At 42.0% G+C, this 17727-nt stretch carries 20 protein-coding genes; 12 read left to right on the forward strand and 8 right to left on the reverse strand.

Annotation, left to right across the window (positions count from 1 at the left end):
* The first annotated feature begins 2 nt into the window (after positions 1–2).
* From Q8O71_02140 to Q8O71_02175, 8 genes are all read left to right on the forward strand, one after another.
* Complete coding sequence (locus Q8O71_02140) at positions 3–665, forward strand: hypothetical protein (protein MDP2705179.1); 663 nt, start codon at positions 3–5, stop codon at positions 663–665.
* Positions 666–680: 15 nt separating this feature from the next.
* Positions 681–1115 (forward strand): PrgI family protein, encoded by a 435-nt coding sequence (locus tag Q8O71_02145; GenBank protein ID MDP2705180.1) that lies wholly within the window; start codon positions 681–683, stop codon positions 1113–1115.
* Positions 1116–1243: 128 nt separating this feature from the next.
* On the forward strand, positions 1244–1888 hold the full coding sequence (locus Q8O71_02150) for a hypothetical protein (protein MDP2705181.1): 645 nt from the start codon (positions 1244–1246) through the stop codon (positions 1886–1888).
* 1 nt (position 1889) lies between these two features.
* Positions 1890–3701, forward strand: coding sequence for a DUF87 domain-containing protein (locus Q8O71_02155; GenBank protein ID MDP2705182.1), 1812 nt, complete (start codon positions 1890–1892; stop codon positions 3699–3701).
* Between the two features lie 30 nt (positions 3702–3731).
* On the forward strand, positions 3732–4019 hold the full coding sequence (locus Q8O71_02160; protein MDP2705183.1) for a hypothetical protein: 288 nt from the start codon (positions 3732–3734) through the stop codon (positions 4017–4019).
* A 42-nt stretch (positions 4020–4061) separates the two neighbouring features.
* A complete protein-coding gene (locus tag Q8O71_02165) occupies positions 4062–5192 on the forward strand; it encodes a hypothetical protein (protein MDP2705184.1) in 1131 nt (376 codons plus the stop codon).
* A gap of 9 nt (positions 5193–5201) precedes the next feature.
* Positions 5202–5630, forward strand: a complete 429-nt coding sequence (locus Q8O71_02170; GenBank protein ID MDP2705185.1) for a hypothetical protein — start codon at positions 5202–5204, stop codon at positions 5628–5630.
* 12 nt (positions 5631–5642) lie between these two features.
* Entirely contained in the window at positions 5643–6878 is a 1236-nt protein-coding gene (locus Q8O71_02175; GenBank protein MDP2705186.1) for a hypothetical protein, read from the forward strand.
* Here Q8O71_02175 and Q8O71_02180 read toward each other — a convergent pair.
* Genes Q8O71_02180 through rpmH form a run of 3 tightly spaced genes read right to left on the reverse strand, consistent with a single transcriptional unit; the run spans position 6868 to position 8094 of the window.
* Positions 6868–7572: a YidC/Oxa1 family membrane protein insertase gene (locus Q8O71_02180; protein ID MDP2705187.1), complete on the reverse strand. Its 705-nt coding sequence runs from the start codon at positions 7570–7572 to the stop codon at positions 6868–6870. The two genes, Q8O71_02175 and Q8O71_02180, sit on opposite strands and share 11 nt — an antisense overlap.
* Before the next feature lie 37 nt (positions 7573–7609).
* The gene (gene rnpA, locus Q8O71_02185; protein ID MDP2705188.1) at positions 7610–7951 is read right to left on the reverse strand and encodes a ribonuclease P protein component; all 342 of its coding nucleotides are present in this window, start codon (positions 7949–7951) and stop codon (positions 7610–7612) included.
* A gap of 8 nt (positions 7952–7959) precedes the next feature.
* Positions 7960–8094, reverse strand: coding sequence for a 50S ribosomal protein L34 (rpmH, locus tag Q8O71_02190; protein ID MDP2705189.1), 135 nt, complete (start codon positions 8092–8094; stop codon positions 7960–7962).
* 159 nt (positions 8095–8253) lie between these two features.
* Between rpmH and dnaA the strand changes: the two genes are divergently transcribed.
* The 3 genes from dnaA to Q8O71_02205 all read left to right on the forward strand — a co-directional run bounded on the left by dnaA (position 8254) and on the right by Q8O71_02205 (position 11157).
* The gene (gene dnaA, locus Q8O71_02195; protein ID MDP2705190.1) at positions 8254–9597 is read left to right on the forward strand and encodes a chromosomal replication initiator protein DnaA; all 1344 of its coding nucleotides are present in this window, start codon (positions 8254–8256) and stop codon (positions 9595–9597) included.
* A gap of 208 nt (positions 9598–9805) precedes the next feature.
* Positions 9806–10903, forward strand: coding sequence for a DNA polymerase III subunit beta (gene dnaN / locus Q8O71_02200; GenBank protein ID MDP2705191.1), 1098 nt, complete (start codon positions 9806–9808; stop codon positions 10901–10903).
* Positions 10904–10905: 2 nt separating this feature from the next.
* Entirely contained in the window at positions 10906–11157 is a 252-nt protein-coding gene (locus tag Q8O71_02205; GenBank protein ID MDP2705192.1) for a hypothetical protein, read from the forward strand.
* Here the strand turns inward: Q8O71_02205 and Q8O71_02210 are convergent.
* Positions 11154–13697, reverse strand: a complete 2544-nt coding sequence (locus tag Q8O71_02210; GenBank protein MDP2705193.1) for a PBP1A family penicillin-binding protein — start codon at positions 13695–13697, stop codon at positions 11154–11156. The two genes, Q8O71_02205 and Q8O71_02210, sit on opposite strands and share 4 nt — an antisense overlap.
* A gap of 62 nt (positions 13698–13759) precedes the next feature.
* Here Q8O71_02210 and tyrS point away from each other — a divergent pair, with 62 nt between their 5' ends.
* A complete protein-coding gene (gene tyrS / locus Q8O71_02215) occupies positions 13760–14980 on the forward strand; it encodes a tyrosine--tRNA ligase (protein MDP2705194.1) in 1221 nt (406 codons plus the stop codon).
* 161 nt (positions 14981–15141) lie between these two features.
* On the opposite strand, the gene Q8O71_02220 is transcribed toward tyrS, so the two are convergent.
* The 4 genes from Q8O71_02220 to ruvB all read right to left on the reverse strand — a co-directional run bounded on the left by Q8O71_02220 (position 15142) and on the right by ruvB (position 17487).
* Entirely contained in the window at positions 15142–15300 is a 159-nt protein-coding gene (locus Q8O71_02220; GenBank protein ID MDP2705195.1) for a hypothetical protein, read from the reverse strand.
* 111 nt (positions 15301–15411) lie between these two features.
* Positions 15412–15906 carry a crossover junction endodeoxyribonuclease RuvC gene (ruvC, locus tag Q8O71_02225; protein MDP2705196.1) on the reverse strand — a complete coding sequence of 165 codons (495 nt, stop codon included), beginning with the start codon at positions 15904–15906 and terminating at the stop codon, positions 15412–15414.
* A gap of 1 nt (position 15907) precedes the next feature.
* A complete protein-coding gene (locus Q8O71_02230; GenBank protein MDP2705197.1) occupies positions 15908–16438 on the reverse strand; it encodes a YebC/PmpR family DNA-binding transcriptional regulator in 531 nt (176 codons plus the stop codon).
* Between the two features lie 29 nt (positions 16439–16467).
* Entirely contained in the window at positions 16468–17487 is a 1020-nt protein-coding gene (gene ruvB, locus Q8O71_02235) for a Holliday junction branch migration DNA helicase RuvB (protein MDP2705198.1), read from the reverse strand.
* Between the last annotated feature and the right edge of the window lie 240 nt (positions 17488–17727).

Here is a 17727-nt window from a genome sequence, read left to right on the forward strand (position 1 = left end):
TGATGAACAATCAACTCAGAGAGAAAATAAAAAATGCACTTCAAAAATTCCCTAAGGAATTGAAATATGAAGTGACCTCCGAGGAGGCTTTTGATGCCTTCCTCGAGATAGTTAAAAAACATGGAATAGAAAAAGAGAAGACTGACAGATTTTCTGATGCTGTTTATTCGGTTGCATACGGTGTTGAGCCTTTAGAAACACTTACCGCACAAATTGAAAAGGCGTTGGACGGAAATATTCAAAAAGTACAACCAATAGCGGAGGACGTGAGAAAAATGATAATTACTGAGAATCTAAAAAATTATCTGGCGGCTCAAAAAACAGGCATGGCGTCTGGTATAGAAAAAATAGGTGGGCAGTACGTGTTCCCAGAAACAGGAAACATGATAAAAACTACCTCGGTGTCTGAGCAGACAAGCAACAGGTCTGTAATGGCAAACGGGGAAGTGATAAATAAGACGCAGGTTCTTCATGACATTGAAAATCCTCAAAAGGTTACTCCCGCATTTGAACATCTTCCTTCCGGAGTGGCTGGGGGGAACATCATCGACGACAAGCTCAACAAAATCGTTAAACTGCCACGGCAAGAAAAATATGATGAAAATGGAGGCCCTAAACCAGAAGGACAGATTCAGTCGGACCCTTATCGGGAACCGATTGAGTAGCGGGATTTTTTAACAATGCAGTTTCAAACCCCACAATTCATTGACGTTGAGGACAAGATTTTCGGTCCTCTGACGTTTAAACAGTTCGTATATCTTGCCGGAGGGGCAGGGCTTGTTGTCGTTTTGTGGACGTTGTTACCTCCCTTTTTTGCCGTTCTTTTAGGATTGCCGGTTATCGCTCTTTCACTGGCGCTTGCATTTTATACCGTAAACAACAAGCCTTTTGTAAATATCATGGAATCGTTTTTTTCGTATGTTTCCGGTAGTAAATTATATGTGTGGAAAAAAGAAGCGAAAAAGGCAATGCCTTCGGAACCAAAAGAAGGTGGAACCGACCTGGGACTTTACGTCCCCCGCCTTTCGGACAGTAAGTTAAAAGACCTTACCTGGAGTCTTGGTGTCAAAGACCAGACGCAACCGAAAGAAAAGAGTTCTGTTATTGGGCAATAGGTGAATAGACGGTATTACCATAGAAGTTTAATATCCCCGCAGATTATTGCGATTTGGGACAAACCTTCGAGCATAAAATGAGTCTGTCTGGCTTGCTCTGAGGTTTAATACCTCTTATTATTATACCAATGGCTATCCAGGCACAGGCAACTCAAGACTTTGTTCCAATTAGTGAAATCAAAGACGGCATCGTCATTCTAAAGGACGGGTCATTGCGCTCAATAGTGATGGTTTCATCTCTTAATTTCGCGCTCAAAAGCGAGGAGGAAAAAAATGCCATCATTTCACAGTTTCAGAATTTTCTCAATTCACTGGATTTTTCCATGCAAATATTCATACAGTCCCGACGACTCGATATTCGGCCATATCTCGCGCTTATCGAACAGCGCTACAAGGAACAGGTAAATGAGCTCATGCGGATTCAGATTCAAGAATATATCGAGTTTATAAAAAACTTTACCGAAACAACGAATATTATGACGAAAAATTTCTTTATCGTTGTGCCGTATACCCCGGCTTTTCTTCAAACAAACAAATCAACGAGAGATTTGCTTAATTTCGGAAAAACAAAGTCTCAAAAAGAAACCCAAAAAACCAATGAGGCCGTCTTTGAGGAAAACCGCACCCAGCTTGAACAACGCGTTGCCGTCGTTGAACAAGGCCTTGTGCGCTGCGGCATCCGAAGCGTGCTCTTAGGCACGGAAGAGGTGATTGAGTTGTATTACAAAATTTTCAATCCCGGCGAAACCGAGAAAGCAATACAAACATCGTAATATGGGGTTACTTGATTTTTTACAACCGAAAAAGAAAGAGGAGGAGGTCTCTATGATACTGCCGCAAGACGTATATGACGCGGGGGCTCTTGAATTAAAAGACATTATCGCTCCAAGCGCCTTGAAAGTCGGCACGAAAGACCTTAATCTTGGAGGAAAATCCGTCCGAAGTTTTTTTGTTATTTCTTATCCGCGATTTCTCGCGGAAAGTTGGTTTTCTCCGATCATTAACCTCGACAGGGTATTTGATGTCTCGATTTTCATTCATCCCATTGAAACCGCAACCATTCTAAGGCAGTTTCAAAAGAAAGTAGCGGAGGTTCAGAGCCAAATTCATGAACGCGAAGAAAAAGGCCTTGTCCGCGACCCGAAGCTTGATACCGCATATCGCGACTTGGAAGAATTGCGTGACCGACTGCAGCAAGCACAGGAGAAACTTTTCGATGTCGGATTATATATTTCAATATATGGAGAAAACGATGAAGACCTCAACAAAGCGGAAGGCCAGGTGAAGTCCATTCTTGAGTCAAAACTTGTATATGTAAAACCGGCGCTTTTCCAGCAAGAACAGGGGTACAAAAGCGTGTTGCCCGTAGGAACCGACCTTTTGGGAGTTCATTCGAAGTTTAATTCCGCTCCTTTATCGAGTCTTTTTCCTTTTATCTCATTTGACCTGACTTCGGACAAAGGAATTTTGTATGGGATAAACAGGCATAACTCGAGTCTTGTGTTGTTTGACCGATTCAGCCTTGAAAATTACAACTCAATCACGTTCGCGAAATCAGGCGCGGGAAAGTCATATGCCACCAAACTTGAGATTCTTCGGTCACTGATGTTCGATACTTCAATCATTGTCATCGACCCCGAGCGTGAATATGAATATCTCGCACAGGCCACCGGAGGAAGATACTTTAAAATATCTCTCACTTCGGAACACCACATTAACCCTTTTGATCTCCCCGTCCCTCAGGAAGGGGAATCGGGAGCAAATGTACTGCGCTCAAACATCATAAACCTTGTCGGACTGTTTAGAATTATGCTTGGAGGACTTACCTCAGAAGAAGACGCGGTTATTGACCGGGCAATTTCCGAAACATATGCACTTAAGGATATAAGCCCGAATTCGGATTTTTCCGCCGTGACACCGCCTCTTTTGTCAGATTTTGAGCTTGTGTTGTCGGGTATGGAAGGGGGAGAGTCCCTGGCGCAACGATTAAGTAAGTACACAAAAGGAACGTGGTCAGGTTTCATCAACCAGCCGACCAACATTGACATAAACAAGAAATTTATCGTTTTCTCGGTTCGCGACATGGAAGATGAGCTGAAACCCATTGCCATTTACATCATCACCCACTACATATGGAATGCCATCAGAAAAGAAATCAAAAAACGCCTCCTCGTTATTGATGAGGCGTGGTGGATGATGAAATCGGATGACACCGCGTCGTTTTTGCTTGGCCTTACCAAGCGCGGAAGAAAATATTATCTTGGCGTCGCGACCATTACCCAAGACGTTGACGACTTCCTTGGGTCTCAATACGGAATGCCCATCGTAACAAACTCTTCAATTCAGCTTCTTCTCAAACAAGCCCCGCCGGCCGCCGAGAAGTTGCAGAAAATTTTTAATCTTACAGACGAGGAAAAGTATCTGCTTCTTGAGTCTGACGTTGGGGAAGGGATATTCTTTGCAGGACTTAAGCACGTCGCCATAAAAATCATCGCCTCGTATACCGAAGACCAGATTATTACTTCCGACCCCTCACAAATACTTGCCATTGAAAAGTCGAAAAAGGATCTGGAGGTAAATTCTTAGATTATGTTTAATGAAACAAAACGGGTGGGGATGGCACATTTTTTAGTTGCCGGTATCGCTGACGGGTTGCAATTTGTAGTTAATTTCCTTCATTTGTTCCCCGTTATTGGAACTATTCTTGCCTCAATGGTGTCTTTTGCCATCACCTTGGGAACATTTTTGACATTTGGTATTTTTTTCGGAACGTGGTTTCCTGTCACCTTTTTTGGGGAAACAATTCCCGTCATCAACGGCCTTCCTTTCTGGACTGCCCGCGTCATGTTTGAAGCCGCAAAAGAGCGCGCACCTGCGGCAGCACCGGTGCCAAATAAAAAATAAGTGTGGAAAAGTTGACAAAACATTGTGATACAATAAATGCATATGCGTAGTATTTCTCTGATTAAAGTGTCTTTTGTGGTGTTTGTGTGTGCAATGTCTGCTTTTTCGTTTGCTCAAACTTCCGATCCGTATCAGCTGAGCCCGGAGGAATTGGCCCTTACACAAACAGGAAGCACGACGTCTTTTACTTCTACAACAAACAGTCAGTACCTGGGTGAACAGTTACAGAAACTCCAAGACGCGATTCAAAGCCAGTATGGGTCAATGATAAGTATCAGAAGCAAACCGGATGCGCCAAAACCTTTTGAGAAAATTATTGTGGAAATTGAAGGGTATAGCGTTAATCTCAACAGTTCCTATATCACTTGGTCCGTGAACGGAGTGGCACGGAAGGCGGGACCGGGAGCAAAGAGCGTTGAACTTGTTTTGGGAGGGCTAGGAAGTGTTACCGTTGTTTCCGCAACAATTGAAGCCGATGGAGGAATAAATATTGAGAAAGAAATAACATTACGGCCGGTGGACGTTGACCTTGTTTGGGAGGCGCAGTCATACACACCTCCTTTCTATAAAGGCAAGGCTTTAAACGCGCCTCAGGGAAGTGTGGTTATAACCGCCATTCCATACGTTGTTGAGGGAGGAGTAAGGATAAATTCAGCAAATCTTATTTACAAATGGAGTAAGGACAATACGGTGCAAGGAAGTTTGTCGGGGTCTGGAAGAAATACGTTTGTTTTCAATGGCTCAATCATTTCAAGGCCCGTTACAATTTCCGTTGAAGTAACTTCACCCAAAAGCAATATAAAAGCGGTTAAAAAAATAACCATTAAGCCGTCTCAGGCAAAAGTGCTTCTTTACGAGATCAACCCACTATATGGTGTAGGATACGCGAGCGCGATCGGAAAAGAGTATGAGATGAGAGGAAAGGAACTGACGCTTATCGCTACTCCGTACTTTTTCAGCAGCCAAGACAAGGCGGGTGATAATTTAAGTCATGTCTGGTCTCTTAATAACAAGAAAATTGATGGCGAGGCGAACAAAAACGTCATTACATTCCGAAGGCCTGAAACCGTCGGAGTTTCGCAAATTGCCCTTGGTGTAGAGAGTGGGAATAAAATTCTTCAGTCCGCAAGAAACACCGTTCTGCTTAAATTTAGCGAGGAAAAAAGCGAGTAAGATAAGAAAATGGAAAAAATCTTTAATTTAATAAAGAAAATATGGACAGTGGGACTTGTGTTTCCTTTGTTTGTTTTCGCACAAAGTGAGTACACTCTCTTAGAGCCCCTCACAAATCCTTCCGGCGGAACAATCAATTCGACTTCGGATCTTGGGAACTATCTTCAGTTTGCTTTTCAATTTACTATCGGCATCACAGGAGTGCTCGCGGTTATTATGATTATCCTTGGAGGAATCCGCTATCTCTCTACCGACGCAATCAGCGGCAAAGAAGAGGGCAGGAGCATGATTACAGGGGCTATAGGTGGACTTTTACTCGCAATTCTTTCTTGGCTTATCCTTAATACAATCAATCCGGACCTGTTGAAGTTTAATGTGATACCTTCGTCAAATTCTTCCGGTGGGGGAGGGGGCGGAGGGGGAGGAGGAGGTTTTTAATTTAACACAATCATGCTTAAAAAATTTCTCATACCCGTCATTATTTTTGTTATTATCGCAGGAGCACTGGGAGCATATTTTTTCTTTTTACAAAACAAAAATCCCAATAATACTTTTTTTGGAGACCTTTTTCCTTTCGGACAAGGCCCTGATTTGGGAAATGGCTCAACTGTGACAGAGAGTGGTGGGGAAAATGGTAACGGTAATGAAGAAGCGAATATTTTACCTGCCCCTCAGATACGCAAAATAACGGGGGAACAGGTGGCAGGGGTAACCCTTATTGACGCGGCTAGCACAACGGTTATCCGTTACATTGAAAGGGGTACGGGACATATATACGAAGCAGACGCCCTTACACTTGCTTTGAAAAAGATATCAAATACAACTATCCCGAAAATTTATGAAGCTTTGTGGACCGGGAAAGGAGATTCGGTCATTCTTCGATATTTGAAAGACGACAACGAAACGATTGAGACATTTTATGCAAAGCTTTCAAAAAATTCTATCTCCGGAGCGGATGGAAATTCGGTCTCGGACCTTGAGGGAAGTTTTCTTCAAACCGACATAAGAGAAATTGCAGTTTCTCCGGATAAAAACAGTATTTTTTCCTTGGTTGCTTCAGTGACGAGTGGAAGCGGAGTCATTTCACGGCCCGATGGAACACAGAAACAAACTTTTCCTCTTCCCCTTAAAGAATGGGTTGTCTCATGGCCGACACAGGACACAGTTCTTCTTACAACAAAACCGAGCGCGGAGGTTGGAGGTTATGTATACACGTTTAACACCTCGACCGGAGAGCTGGGAAAAATCACAGGGGAAGTGGGTGGCATAACGGCAAGCGCAGACCAGTCTCTGAACTATCTGCTTTACTCCGAGAGCAAACAAAAAAGCTTCTTCCTGAATTTACTCAATATTGCTGACAAAACAATTACCAGGTCTCCGTCCCAAACCCTACCCGAAAAGTGTGTGTGGAGCAAGAAAGAGAAATCTGTTATTTACTGTGCGGTCCCTAAAACAATACCAAGCAATGACTATCCGGACGCGTGGTACCAGGGGATTGTATCTTTTTCGGATAAAATATTGAAAATAGATTTTGAGAATAACACAACTTCCGTAATCGCCGACACGAAAGAGGCGGTAGGGGAAGAGGTTGACGCAGTTTCACTTTCTCTCAATGCAGAAGAAAACTATCTTGTCTTTCTGAATAAAAAAGATTCCTCTTTGTGGGGAATTCAAATTACTCCTTAGGTTTTCTTTTAAGGAGCATCTCCTGGCCGATGGTAAAAAGATTACTCGTGGCCCAGTAAAGGCTCACGGCGGAAGAAATTTGATAAGCAAAAAAGCCCATCATCACGGGTAGTATATATTTCATTTGAACACGCATACTTTTTGCGAGTTCGTTTTCCTGCACGCCGGGAGCAGGGGCAGGAAGTGATATGCGCATTTGGAAAAAAGAAGAAACGCCAACAATGACAGCGAGAATAAGACTGTTTTTTGTTACATCAAAGATACCGAGAAAAATCATATTTAAATTTTGAGGTATGCCCACAAAAGAATAGAGGATTCCTGTGTCAACGGAAGGGAGTCCGCTTTGCGCGAAAATAAAGTAGAGAGCAAAGATAATAGGAAACTGTATGAAAGCAAGAAGAATGCTCATGAAGGGGTTGACCCCGTTTTCTTTATATAAAGCAATAATTTGTTCCGCTTGGGCCTGCTGGTCTTTTATTTTTCCTTTTATTTCTGAAATTTTCGGTTCAAGAATTTTCAGTTTCTGCTGCGCATGAAGAGATTTTCGTGAAAGAGGGAAGAGAACCATTTTGATAATAATCGTAAAGAGAACAACAATAATTCCCACATCAAACCATGGAAGGAAATCAATAAGCAGGATGAGCCCGTTATACAACGGCTGGTAAAAAAAGGTGTGAAAAAAGGAAGAAATCATTTTCGCATTGTAACGTATTTCAAAGGGCCGTTCAATGTCATTTTGGCGGGATCATTATTTTTGCTTTTACAAAAAGGTCAACGATTTTCTTTTGTATTTCCATTTGCGGAATCAAGGAAACGTCGGAGAGAACAAAAACAACCACTTCTTTCTGAGACAGAGAGCCCATGACCGACCCAATTATCTCGTATACCAGGCGTCGGATGCTGTTTCTTTTTACTTTGGAACCGGCTATTTTTGAAGAAATAACGACAGCATAGCCTTTTTTGTCGCTTTTTGAACTAACGCACAAGGAAAAAGGATGGGAAGAAACTTTTTTCCCTTCTCTTAGAAGATGACGGACCTCAGAGGAGGTTAGTCTTTGTCTCTTCGGAAGCATAAAAACAGCTACAAACCCAGGCGCGCCCTCCCTTTTCGTCTTCGACGCTGCACTACCTTTTTGCCGGCGTGTTTCCTCTGTCTCGAGAGGAAACCATGCGTTGTTTTTCTTTTTCTTTTCTTAGGTTGGTATGTTCGTGACATAAGTATTGTATTCTACAATGTTTGTATTACTTATTCAAGGTGTATTTCATGTTCCTTGTACACCCCTTATACACAACTTATTAACATAAATGAGAGAAAAAAGGAAGTTCTATAATTCAAAGACGAGGATATAATTAACCCTACCTAAAAAGTACGATGATGGATACAAAAAAACTTTGGGATAGCGTACTTACTGAAATAGAGTTGAATGTCTCACGGGCAACTTTTACGACATGGTTTAAAGACACGTACGTTTCCAAGGAAGAAGACGGGGTTGTTTTTGTAAGTGTGCCAAACGCATTTGTAAAAGAGTGGCTTCTCAACAAATACCACAACATTATCTTGAAGTCGCTGCGAAGCGCTCTTGAGACGATTCGTTCCGTGGAGTATACAATCTCAAGAAGCGAGGAAAAGCCGCAGGAAGAACAAAAAATAGAGCCTCAGAGGACTTTTTCCGAACTTCCACTACATGATTTATATATAAACAAGGAGGACAACTTAAACCCACGCTATACCTTCGAATCTTTTGTTATCGGACCTTTTAACGAGCTTGCCTATGCTGCGTCCCAAGCGGTAATAAAAAAGCCCGGTATTACATATAATCCTCTTTTTATTTACGGAAACACCGGACATGGAAAAACGCACCTGATTCAAGCGATTGGCAACCATATAAAAAGCACGCAGACGGAAAAAAGAATTCATTATGTTACCTCGGAAAAATTCGCTCTTGATTATATAAATTCAGTACAAAACAATAAAACAAATAATTTCAAACAAAAATACAGAAAGTATGATGTTTTGATTATGGACGATATCCATTTCCTATCAAATAAAGAGAAAACCCAAGAGGAATTGTTTCATCTTTTTAATTATCTTTACGACAACAACAAACAAATTATCTTCTCTTCTGACAAACATCCGAATTATATTCCCAACCTTGAAGAAAGGCTTAAATCAAGGTTTGCGGCGGGAATGATTATAGATATACCGATTCCGGATCAAGAGTCACGCGCGGCGATTTTAAGGGCAAAATCACGCATGAACAACTTTATCTTAAATGAAGAAGTTATTGATTTTCTTGCCCAATCAATACCGAGTAATATCCGTGAATTGGAAGGAGTGCTCAACTCGTTGATTTTTCAAACACAATTAAAAGGAAAGGACTTACTCCTTCATGAAATAAAAAACCTTATTAAAGACAGCGCCAAACCAAAGAGAAGCCTTGCGCCAAAAGACGTGATAAAGATAATTGCCGATTTTTATAATATTGAAGAAGAGAATATATATAGAAAAACAAGAAAGAAGGAAATCATTAAACCGAGACAGGTTACCATGTATCTTCTTCGTGAGGATTTTAATATTTCTTATCCTTCAATAGGGGAGAAGTTGGGGGGGAGGGACCACGCCACAATTATTCATTCATGCGAGAAGATAAAAAATGAGTTGAAAACAAACCAACTACTTAATCAGGAGTTAAATCAGATACGAGCGATGATTTCATAGTGTTAATAGCGAGTTGATATATTGAAGAAAGGGTGTTGGTAAGTTTATGAAAATAGTGTTAAAAAGATGAAAAGGGATTGTTATATACAGGTAGTTTTCTTAAATAAACATACTATTACCGAAAATTTCTCTAAAATAACCAGGTTTTAAGACAAAAAATAAACTTACCAACATATCCACTCCCTATATAAAAATAACTTCTTTATATATGAAAATAGAATGTATTAAAGATAATATTCAAAGAGCTCTTTCTAAAGCTGAGCGAATTTCCGGTAAGAACCTTAATTTACAGATACTTAATAATATTTGTATTGAAGTAAAAAATAAGGAGGTTAAAATACGTTCAACAAACCTTGATTTAGGTATTGAAATCATCATACCTGCAAAAATACACTCGGAGGGTATTGTTGTTGTTCCAGGGAAAACACTAAGTCTTTTTCTTGAAAATATTAAAAATGATACAGTGGTTTCTTTGGAAAAAGATGAGAACGTTCTGAAGATTGTCACAAAACACAATTCCGCCACATTGAAAACATATTCTGAAAATGAATTTCCTACAATTCCATTAGTTGATGGGGTGCTCGCACAAGTTTCCGTAAAAGATTTTATTAACGGACTTCGTTCTGTTTGGTTTAGTGCGTCTTCTTTAAATATAAAACCCGAGCTCTCGAGTGTTTTTTTATGCCCGGAAAAAGGAAATTTATTTTTTGTTTCTACGGACTCGTTCCGTCTCGCTGAAAAAAAGATTAAATTAAAAACATCCGACACTATTCCTCAAATACTTATTCCTATTAAAAATATTTCGGAAATTATACGAGTTTTCGAAGAATCGGATGGAGAAATAAAAGTACGTATAGATAAAAACCAAATTTCTTTCTCAAAAGACGGAGTATATCTCACATCCCGATTGGTTGACGGAACGTTTCCGGATTATAAACAAATCATTCCTAAAGAGTCTCTCACTGAAATAATTCTTCTCAAAGAAGACCTGATAAACGCAATGAAGATATCTCAGATATTTTCCGACCACTTCAATCAAGTCAGCTTTCTTATAGACCCGAAAAAGAAAAGTTTTGAGTTGAAAACAAAAAATTCGGAAGTGGGAGAAAGTGTTCAGTCTATTGACGCGGTTGTGAGGGGTGAACCGATCTCTCTTAATTTTAATTATAAATATATCTTTGACGCGTTTCAGTCGATTGCAAGTGACAGTTTGTCATTAAAGATGAGCGGGGCCGGGAAGCCAATGGTAATACAGGGAGTATCAGACCAGACATTTACATACATTGTTATGCCTATGAATAAATAGGAATGAGACCTCTTGAAGATTTTCTTGAGAAAATAAAAAAAACGATTCTCAAAGGACAGGTTCTAAAGGGCGACATCGTTTGTATTATAAAAAAAGAAACCGGTATAGAAGTGCCGGTAAATGAGATAACGGTCTCGAATAAAAAAATTAAAATTTCCTCCCATCCTGCGATAAAAAACGAAATTTTCTTAAAAAAAAGTTCTATTCTTTCAGGCCTTAAGGAGCGAGGAATATTTATCGACGGAATTTTTTAATTTTCCGCCACATCAAAGAAAATCGAAGTCTGGTTTTTGTTGTACACGGAATCGTATATAACCACCCTCAGTTCGTTGGTTTTTTCGATGTAACTTTCAAATTCTTGGGGGATAAAGGAAAAATTAAACGGAGACTTTGACGAATTTCCGATATAGTTTCCATTGAGGTAATATTCTATTTTTTGTAACGGATATGTTCCACTGTAACTTATAGACACGAACAGACTCTCTTGCCTGTCATATTGCTTCCCGAACGCAGGACTTACAATAGAAACCTTTGGTGCGTATTCTGGTTTATGGATATCGTCAAATGTTTGGGGGACGGACATATCTGTCGTTTCCACGATATTGTGTGTAACCACCCACCGGCGCACCTGATATTCCCAGCGCTCAAACTGAGGGTCATTTAGGGGGTTTACAGGACCCACACCAAGGGGGTCTTCTTTGTTTACCCAATAAAGGATTGAGTGCACTCCACCGGTCAAGATCTCTCCAAGGGTCTCTTGGGGCGTGTAAGGAGAGGCTTTTTTACCGGAAACCGTATCGATGGGGAAGGATATTCCTCCTTGCCATTTTCCTCTTATCACGGGCTTGATGTTGTACAGGGCGCTCTCACTTAACGGCTGTGGTTTAACAAAATACTCATTGGGCAGTGTTTTTAGAACCTCTTGCATAAAGGCGTTCCAAAGAGGGGCAATAATAAACCCTGCAACTTTTTTTTCCATAGGGCGGTTGTCGTTGTTCCCGGCCCATGCTCCGACCACAACGGAAGGAGTGTACCCGATAATCCACGCGTCACGATAGTCGTTCGTTGTACCGGTTTTTACCGCGACTTCTTTCCCAGGAAAGTTAAGAAAAGACTGTTCTCCAAAAGCCGGCGCGCGCGCGTTATTATCAGACAGCACATTGGAAATTTTACGAGCCGTTTCTTGCGGTAACACCTGCGCCGAGGAATTTTTTGCAGTTTCAATAATGTTTCCGTTTTTGTCCTGTATTTCCGATATCACTTGATAGGGATGTCGTTGTCCGTCATTGGCAAATACTCCATACGCGCTCGCCATATCGAGCAAAGAAACTTCTCCGCCACCAAGGACAAGAGTCAGTCCGTATCGGTTAATGTCTGTAAGGCTTGTAATTCCCATGTTTTTTGCCAAGGTCAAGGTATCTTGCATTCCGGCGAGATACAACGTTTTCACGGCGGGGACGTTGATAGACTGTGCAAGCGCTTCCCGCATGGTAATCGGTCCCCGGAAAATGCCGTCGTAGTTTGTAGGCATGTAGCACACCTCTTCTTTTGTCTGAAGGGGAGAAAGAGGATTCCCTTGGGGGTCGCACAGGGTTGAGAATTCCGTCTGTAAGTCAAACAGAGCGGTTTCGGGGAGATATCCCTTATTGAAAGCCTCGGCGTAAGCAAAAGGTTTGAAAGCGGACCCGGGCTGTCTGTTATATGCCGTTGCAACGTTGAAATTGCCGTCTATTTCCGTATCAAAGTAATATCTTGATCCAACCATCACCAGAACACCTCCGGTCCTGGGGTCTATGGCGACAATCGCGTCATTTTCGGCGTTGAATTTTTCTTTATTTTCAAGGGCATACTCTTGGGCAAGACGCTCGGCTTTTTCCTGGAGGGAATAATCAAGTGTAGTTATAACGCGCAACCCCCCGTTTTCCAATACATCCGCTCCGTATTTTTTTTCCAGATATTCTCTGACAAACATAACAAAATGAGGTGCCTTGATTCCTTTTTCTTCTTGAGGAATAAACTCCACCTTCTCTTCCTTGGCTTTGGCAAACTCGTCCTCGTTTATAAAACCACTTTCAAGCATCCTGCTTAAAACAAGGTTCTTTCTTTTCTCAAGAGATTCTTTATGGGAGCCATAGGGAGAATAAAAAGAGGGTGCTTGGGGCAGGGCCGCAAGATACGCCGCCTCGGCAAGCGTCACCTCGCTTGCTTTTTTCCCGAAAAAAGTCTCGCTTGCCTCCTCAATTCCGTACACGCTTCCTCCGTAGGGAATTTCATTGAGATACATGGAAAGAATGGTATTTTTATCGAGCTCCTTTTCAATTCTGATGGCAAGGAGCCACTCCTTCAGTTTTCGGGAAATACTCTTTTCGTTTGTAAGTAATGAGTTTTTGACAACCTGTTGGGTGATTGTCGAGCCGCCCTGGCTGAATTCACCTGTTTGCAGGTTTACAAGGATTGCCCGAAGAAACGCGGTCGGCTTGACTCCTCCATGCTGGTAAAATTCCTTGTCTTCAATGGCAACGGTGGCATTTTTAACGTGACGGGAAATTTCATCAAACGGCACTACGGTTCTCTTAACATTCTGAAAAACATCATACAGAAGGACTTTTCCTGTTTTATCGTAAATTTTTGTCGACTCGGCGACTTTCCGTTCCTCAAACGACTCAAGGGTCGGAATTTTAAAGCTAGAAACCCAAAAAAGGGTGCTCCCGAGAGAAAACAACACAACAATCCCCGCTATAGCAAGGCTATTTCTGATCAATTTTTCCTTTTTTATGGAGTATTTTCTTTTCACCTTTCCATACTAGCATTATTTGGGTTATACCAAAAACAAGGGTGATATGGTACAGTAACCTTATGTTTAGCGGTTTTTTGTCCCCTCGAACCAGTACAGACTCCCAAAAAATAGCCGAAATACTCAATCGGGGAGTTGAGGACGTGTTTATCCGTGAAAGTCTGGAAAAAAAACTACTTTCCGGAAAGCAACTGAGAATAAAATTCGGCATTGACCCAACCGGCCCCAATATCCACATCGGACGAGCGGTCGTGTTAAGAAAGCTGAGGGCTTTTCAAGACCTTGGCCATAAGATTGTGTGCATTGTCGGTGATTTTACGGCACAAATAGGGGATCCTTCCGACAAATTGGAGAAACGTCCCATGCTTTCTTCTTCTCAGATTGGGAAAAACGCCCATACGTATCGCGCCCAGATTGGAAAAATTTTGGATATATCAAAAACCGAATTTCGATTTAACAGCGAATGGCTGGCAAAGCTTGGTTTTTCGGAAATTATGCGTCTTGCCGAAATGTTTTCCGTCGGACAGATGATTGAGAGAAGAAACTTCAAGGAACGATATGAAAAAGGGGAGGAAATTTCGTTGAGAGAGTTTCTTTACCCCCTCATTCAGGGCTTTGACTCGGTTGTCGTAAAAGCGGACGTTGAAATTGGCGGCTTTGACCAATTATTCAATCTAAAGGCCGGCCGAGTCGTCTTAAAACACCACGGACTTCCCGAACAAGACGTGCTGACAATCTCAATGCTCCCGGGCACGGACGGAAGAAAAATGTCAACAAGTTGGGGCAATGTCATAAACATAACGGATGAGCCGTCCGACATGTTCGGAAAGGTGATGTCGGTAAGCGATGAATTAATTGAACAGTACTTTTTATTATGCACTGACGTCGCTTCCGACGAGGTGAAAATGATTGGCGATTCAATAAAAAACAAAACTGCCAACCCCCGCGACCAGAAAATTCGTCTCGCCCGTGAGATAGTCACCCTTTATTACGACAAAGAAAAGGCTGCTCGGGCCGAACGCGAATTCTTAAAGGTCTTTACGGGTAAAGGAGTTCCTGATGACGTCGTTTCTGTTGAGGTCAAGAAAGGAGAACTTCTTTCGGACGTTCTTTTGCGCGCTGGTCTGGTTTCGTCAAAGACCGAATGGAGGCGTCTTGCTGAGGACGGTGCAGTATTTGACATGGACCATGGACAAAAAATCACCGATATAAACGAAAAAATTAAAAGCAACACGGTTATAAAAGTAGGAAAAAGAAGATTTGTAAAAATTATACTCACATGACGTCTAGATAAAACCCGCCTCTTCGGCGGGTTTTATCTTTCCTTTTTCTTCTAGTTGTAGTAAGAATTCACCTTTCAAAAACCTTACGGAGACGTGAAGGAAAGTAGAGAAAAATTCAGAAGAATTTTATCGTGTTTCTGAAAAGTGAATTCAAACAGTTTTTACATTGAATCCCAACTATCTTCATCGTCACTGTAACTTTCATAGCCTTCCTCTTCCTCACTCTCTTCTCCTTCCTTTTTCTTTTTAAACTCTCCCTCTCCGACTTCGTTTTCATCCTCAAACCCCTCGTTTTCTTCGAGCAAATCCTCGTCTCGCATGTTTATCAAGCTTAATTTTTTATCTTTATATAACGACCTTAATTTTCTCTCCTTATGTTGTATCAAATGCAAAAAAGAGTTGCAAACAAAAACCCGATAATCATGTTGATATCATTTGTCCAGGTCCTTCGCGCGATAGAGAGACATATGAGCGAGCCCTACCGCGATAGCGTCGTACTCGTCATCGTAAGAGATATCTTTTTTTATCGAAAGAATTTTTTCAACCATTGTTTCTACCTGTTTTTTATCGCTCCTTCCGTGTCCGGTAACCGCGGCCTTTATTTCACCGGGAGTATATTCATACACGGAAATATCCGCTCGTCCCGCTTCGTACAAAATCACACCCCTGCTTTCCGCCACCGAAAAAGCGGTTTTCTGATTCATGTTGAAGAACAATTTCTCAACCGCGATGGCATTTGGAGCATATTCCCCGATAAGTTTTTTAAGTGTTTCCCCGATAAGCGCAAGCCGTTTCGGGTGAGTTAATTTTTTCGATGAAGTAATACAGTCCGAATGCACAAGACTTTCCCGCCCGTTCTCTTTTTTAATCACGGCAACCCCGAGTCTGTCATAGCCTGGGTCAATAGATAATACCGAATAGGGCATATTACTCGGCGTTTGTAAAAACCTCCTGGACTTCGTCATTATCCTCCAGTTCACTCACAATTTCTTGAAGTTTTACGGCATCGGACTCCTCAAGGGTAACGGTTGTTTTAGGGGACCATTCCGAACCTGTTTTTTCAAATGCCCATGTGGCACTTCCCGATACCGCGAGTTCAAAACCGTGCTTGGAGAGAATGTGGCGTACTTCCGCCGCCGCTTTATTTCGGTTATCCGTGAGTCCTTCTATGATGAGGGCGCATCCTCCGGGGCCGTAAGCCTCGTACATAACGGGCTCCATGGCCGAAGAGGATGTGTCAGTCGCTTTTTTAATGGCGCGCTCCACGTTTTCACTGGGCATATTCGCCTCCCGCGCTTTTTCGATTGCGGCACGAAGCCCCGGCGCATCCTCCTTTCCGTTGCTTTTTTTTGCTTCAACGGTAATAAGGCGGATAAGTTTCGTGAAGATTTTACTTTTCTTTGAATCTGTCGCTGCTTTTTTATTTTTTATCTGTTTCCATTTACTGTGTCCTGCCATAGTATGTTTTTATCTTAACTTTATTAAGTTTACAAGAGGCGTGACGAGTCTTTTCCGGAAAACTTTTCGATGTATTCTCTACCTTTAAGGGTCAATGCCCGTCCGCGGGGGGTACGCTCAAGAAATCCTATTTGAATAAGATAGGGTTCGTTGAATTCTTCTATAGTTGACTCCTCCTCGGAAAGGGAGGTGGCGAGAGTGTTAAGGCCGACCGGCCCTCCGTTGAATTTTTTAGAAATAGCGAGAAGGATACTTCTGTCCGAGACAGACAGGCCATTATCATCTATTCCAAGCATGGAAAGAGCTCCTTTAACGGTTTCCTCATCAAGGCTTTTCCGGTGCACTTGTGCAAAGTCACGGCATCGTTTAAGAAAATAATTTGCCGTTCTCGGAGTAAAGCGGCTTCGTATCGCGATTTCCTTTACGGCGGATTCTTCAATAACAACTTCAAGGAGCCGTGAAGAGCGCCTGATAATTTCTTGTATCTCATTAACGCTATAAAATTCCAATCGAAAAACCCCTCCGGAAAATCGGCTACGAAGTGGTGAGGAGATAAGGGCCACTTGTGTTGTTGCGGCAATAATCGTGAAAGGAGAAAGGCTTAGCTGTACGGTACGCGCCGACGGACCCTTCCCTATAATGATGTCCAGCGAACCGGATTCCATTGCGGGATACAGCACTTCTTCAATGGTTTTATTAAGACGGTGGATTTCGTCGATAAAAAGAATGTCGCCGGAGGAAAGGTTGGTAAGGATAGAGGCAAGGTCGGCCACCTTTTCAATCGCCGGGCCGGAGGTCACCTTTATCTGCATTCCCGTTTCTCTTGCGATAAGGTACGCAAGCGTTGTTTTTCCAAGACCCGGAGGCCCGTAAAACAAAACATGCTCGGGCGGATGCCCTCGTTCTTTCGCGGCCTTGAGAAGTATTTCAAGGTTATTTTTTATGTTGTTTTGTCCAACGTATTCACTCCACGTTGTTGGACGCAGTGTCTGATCGAGAAAGGCAACTTCGCCCTCTCCTAAACGTTCTACGGGGCGGTTACTTGACATTATAAGTTTTTTATGCTAGTCTTATCGTTGACAGCCTGAGTGGTTATTTTAAATCCAAGACACAAATCTCTAAGCAGCGGAGCCCTTCGGGGCTTTCTAGCACTTCTTTAAGGACGCACTGGTGTTACCTTCGGGTAACGTGCTGATGCCATCCTTGAAAGGAATGCTTAACTTCTAGTACGCATATTAAAAGTGCTGCTTAGAGATTTGTGTTTTGGATTTTTTGTTTTCCTTCTGACC

This window comes from bacterium (assembly GCA_030690305.1).
In the GTDB taxonomy this organism is placed as follows: domain Bacteria; phylum Patescibacteriota; class Minisyncoccia; order Phycocordibacterales; family JAGLPS01; genus JBBUCK01.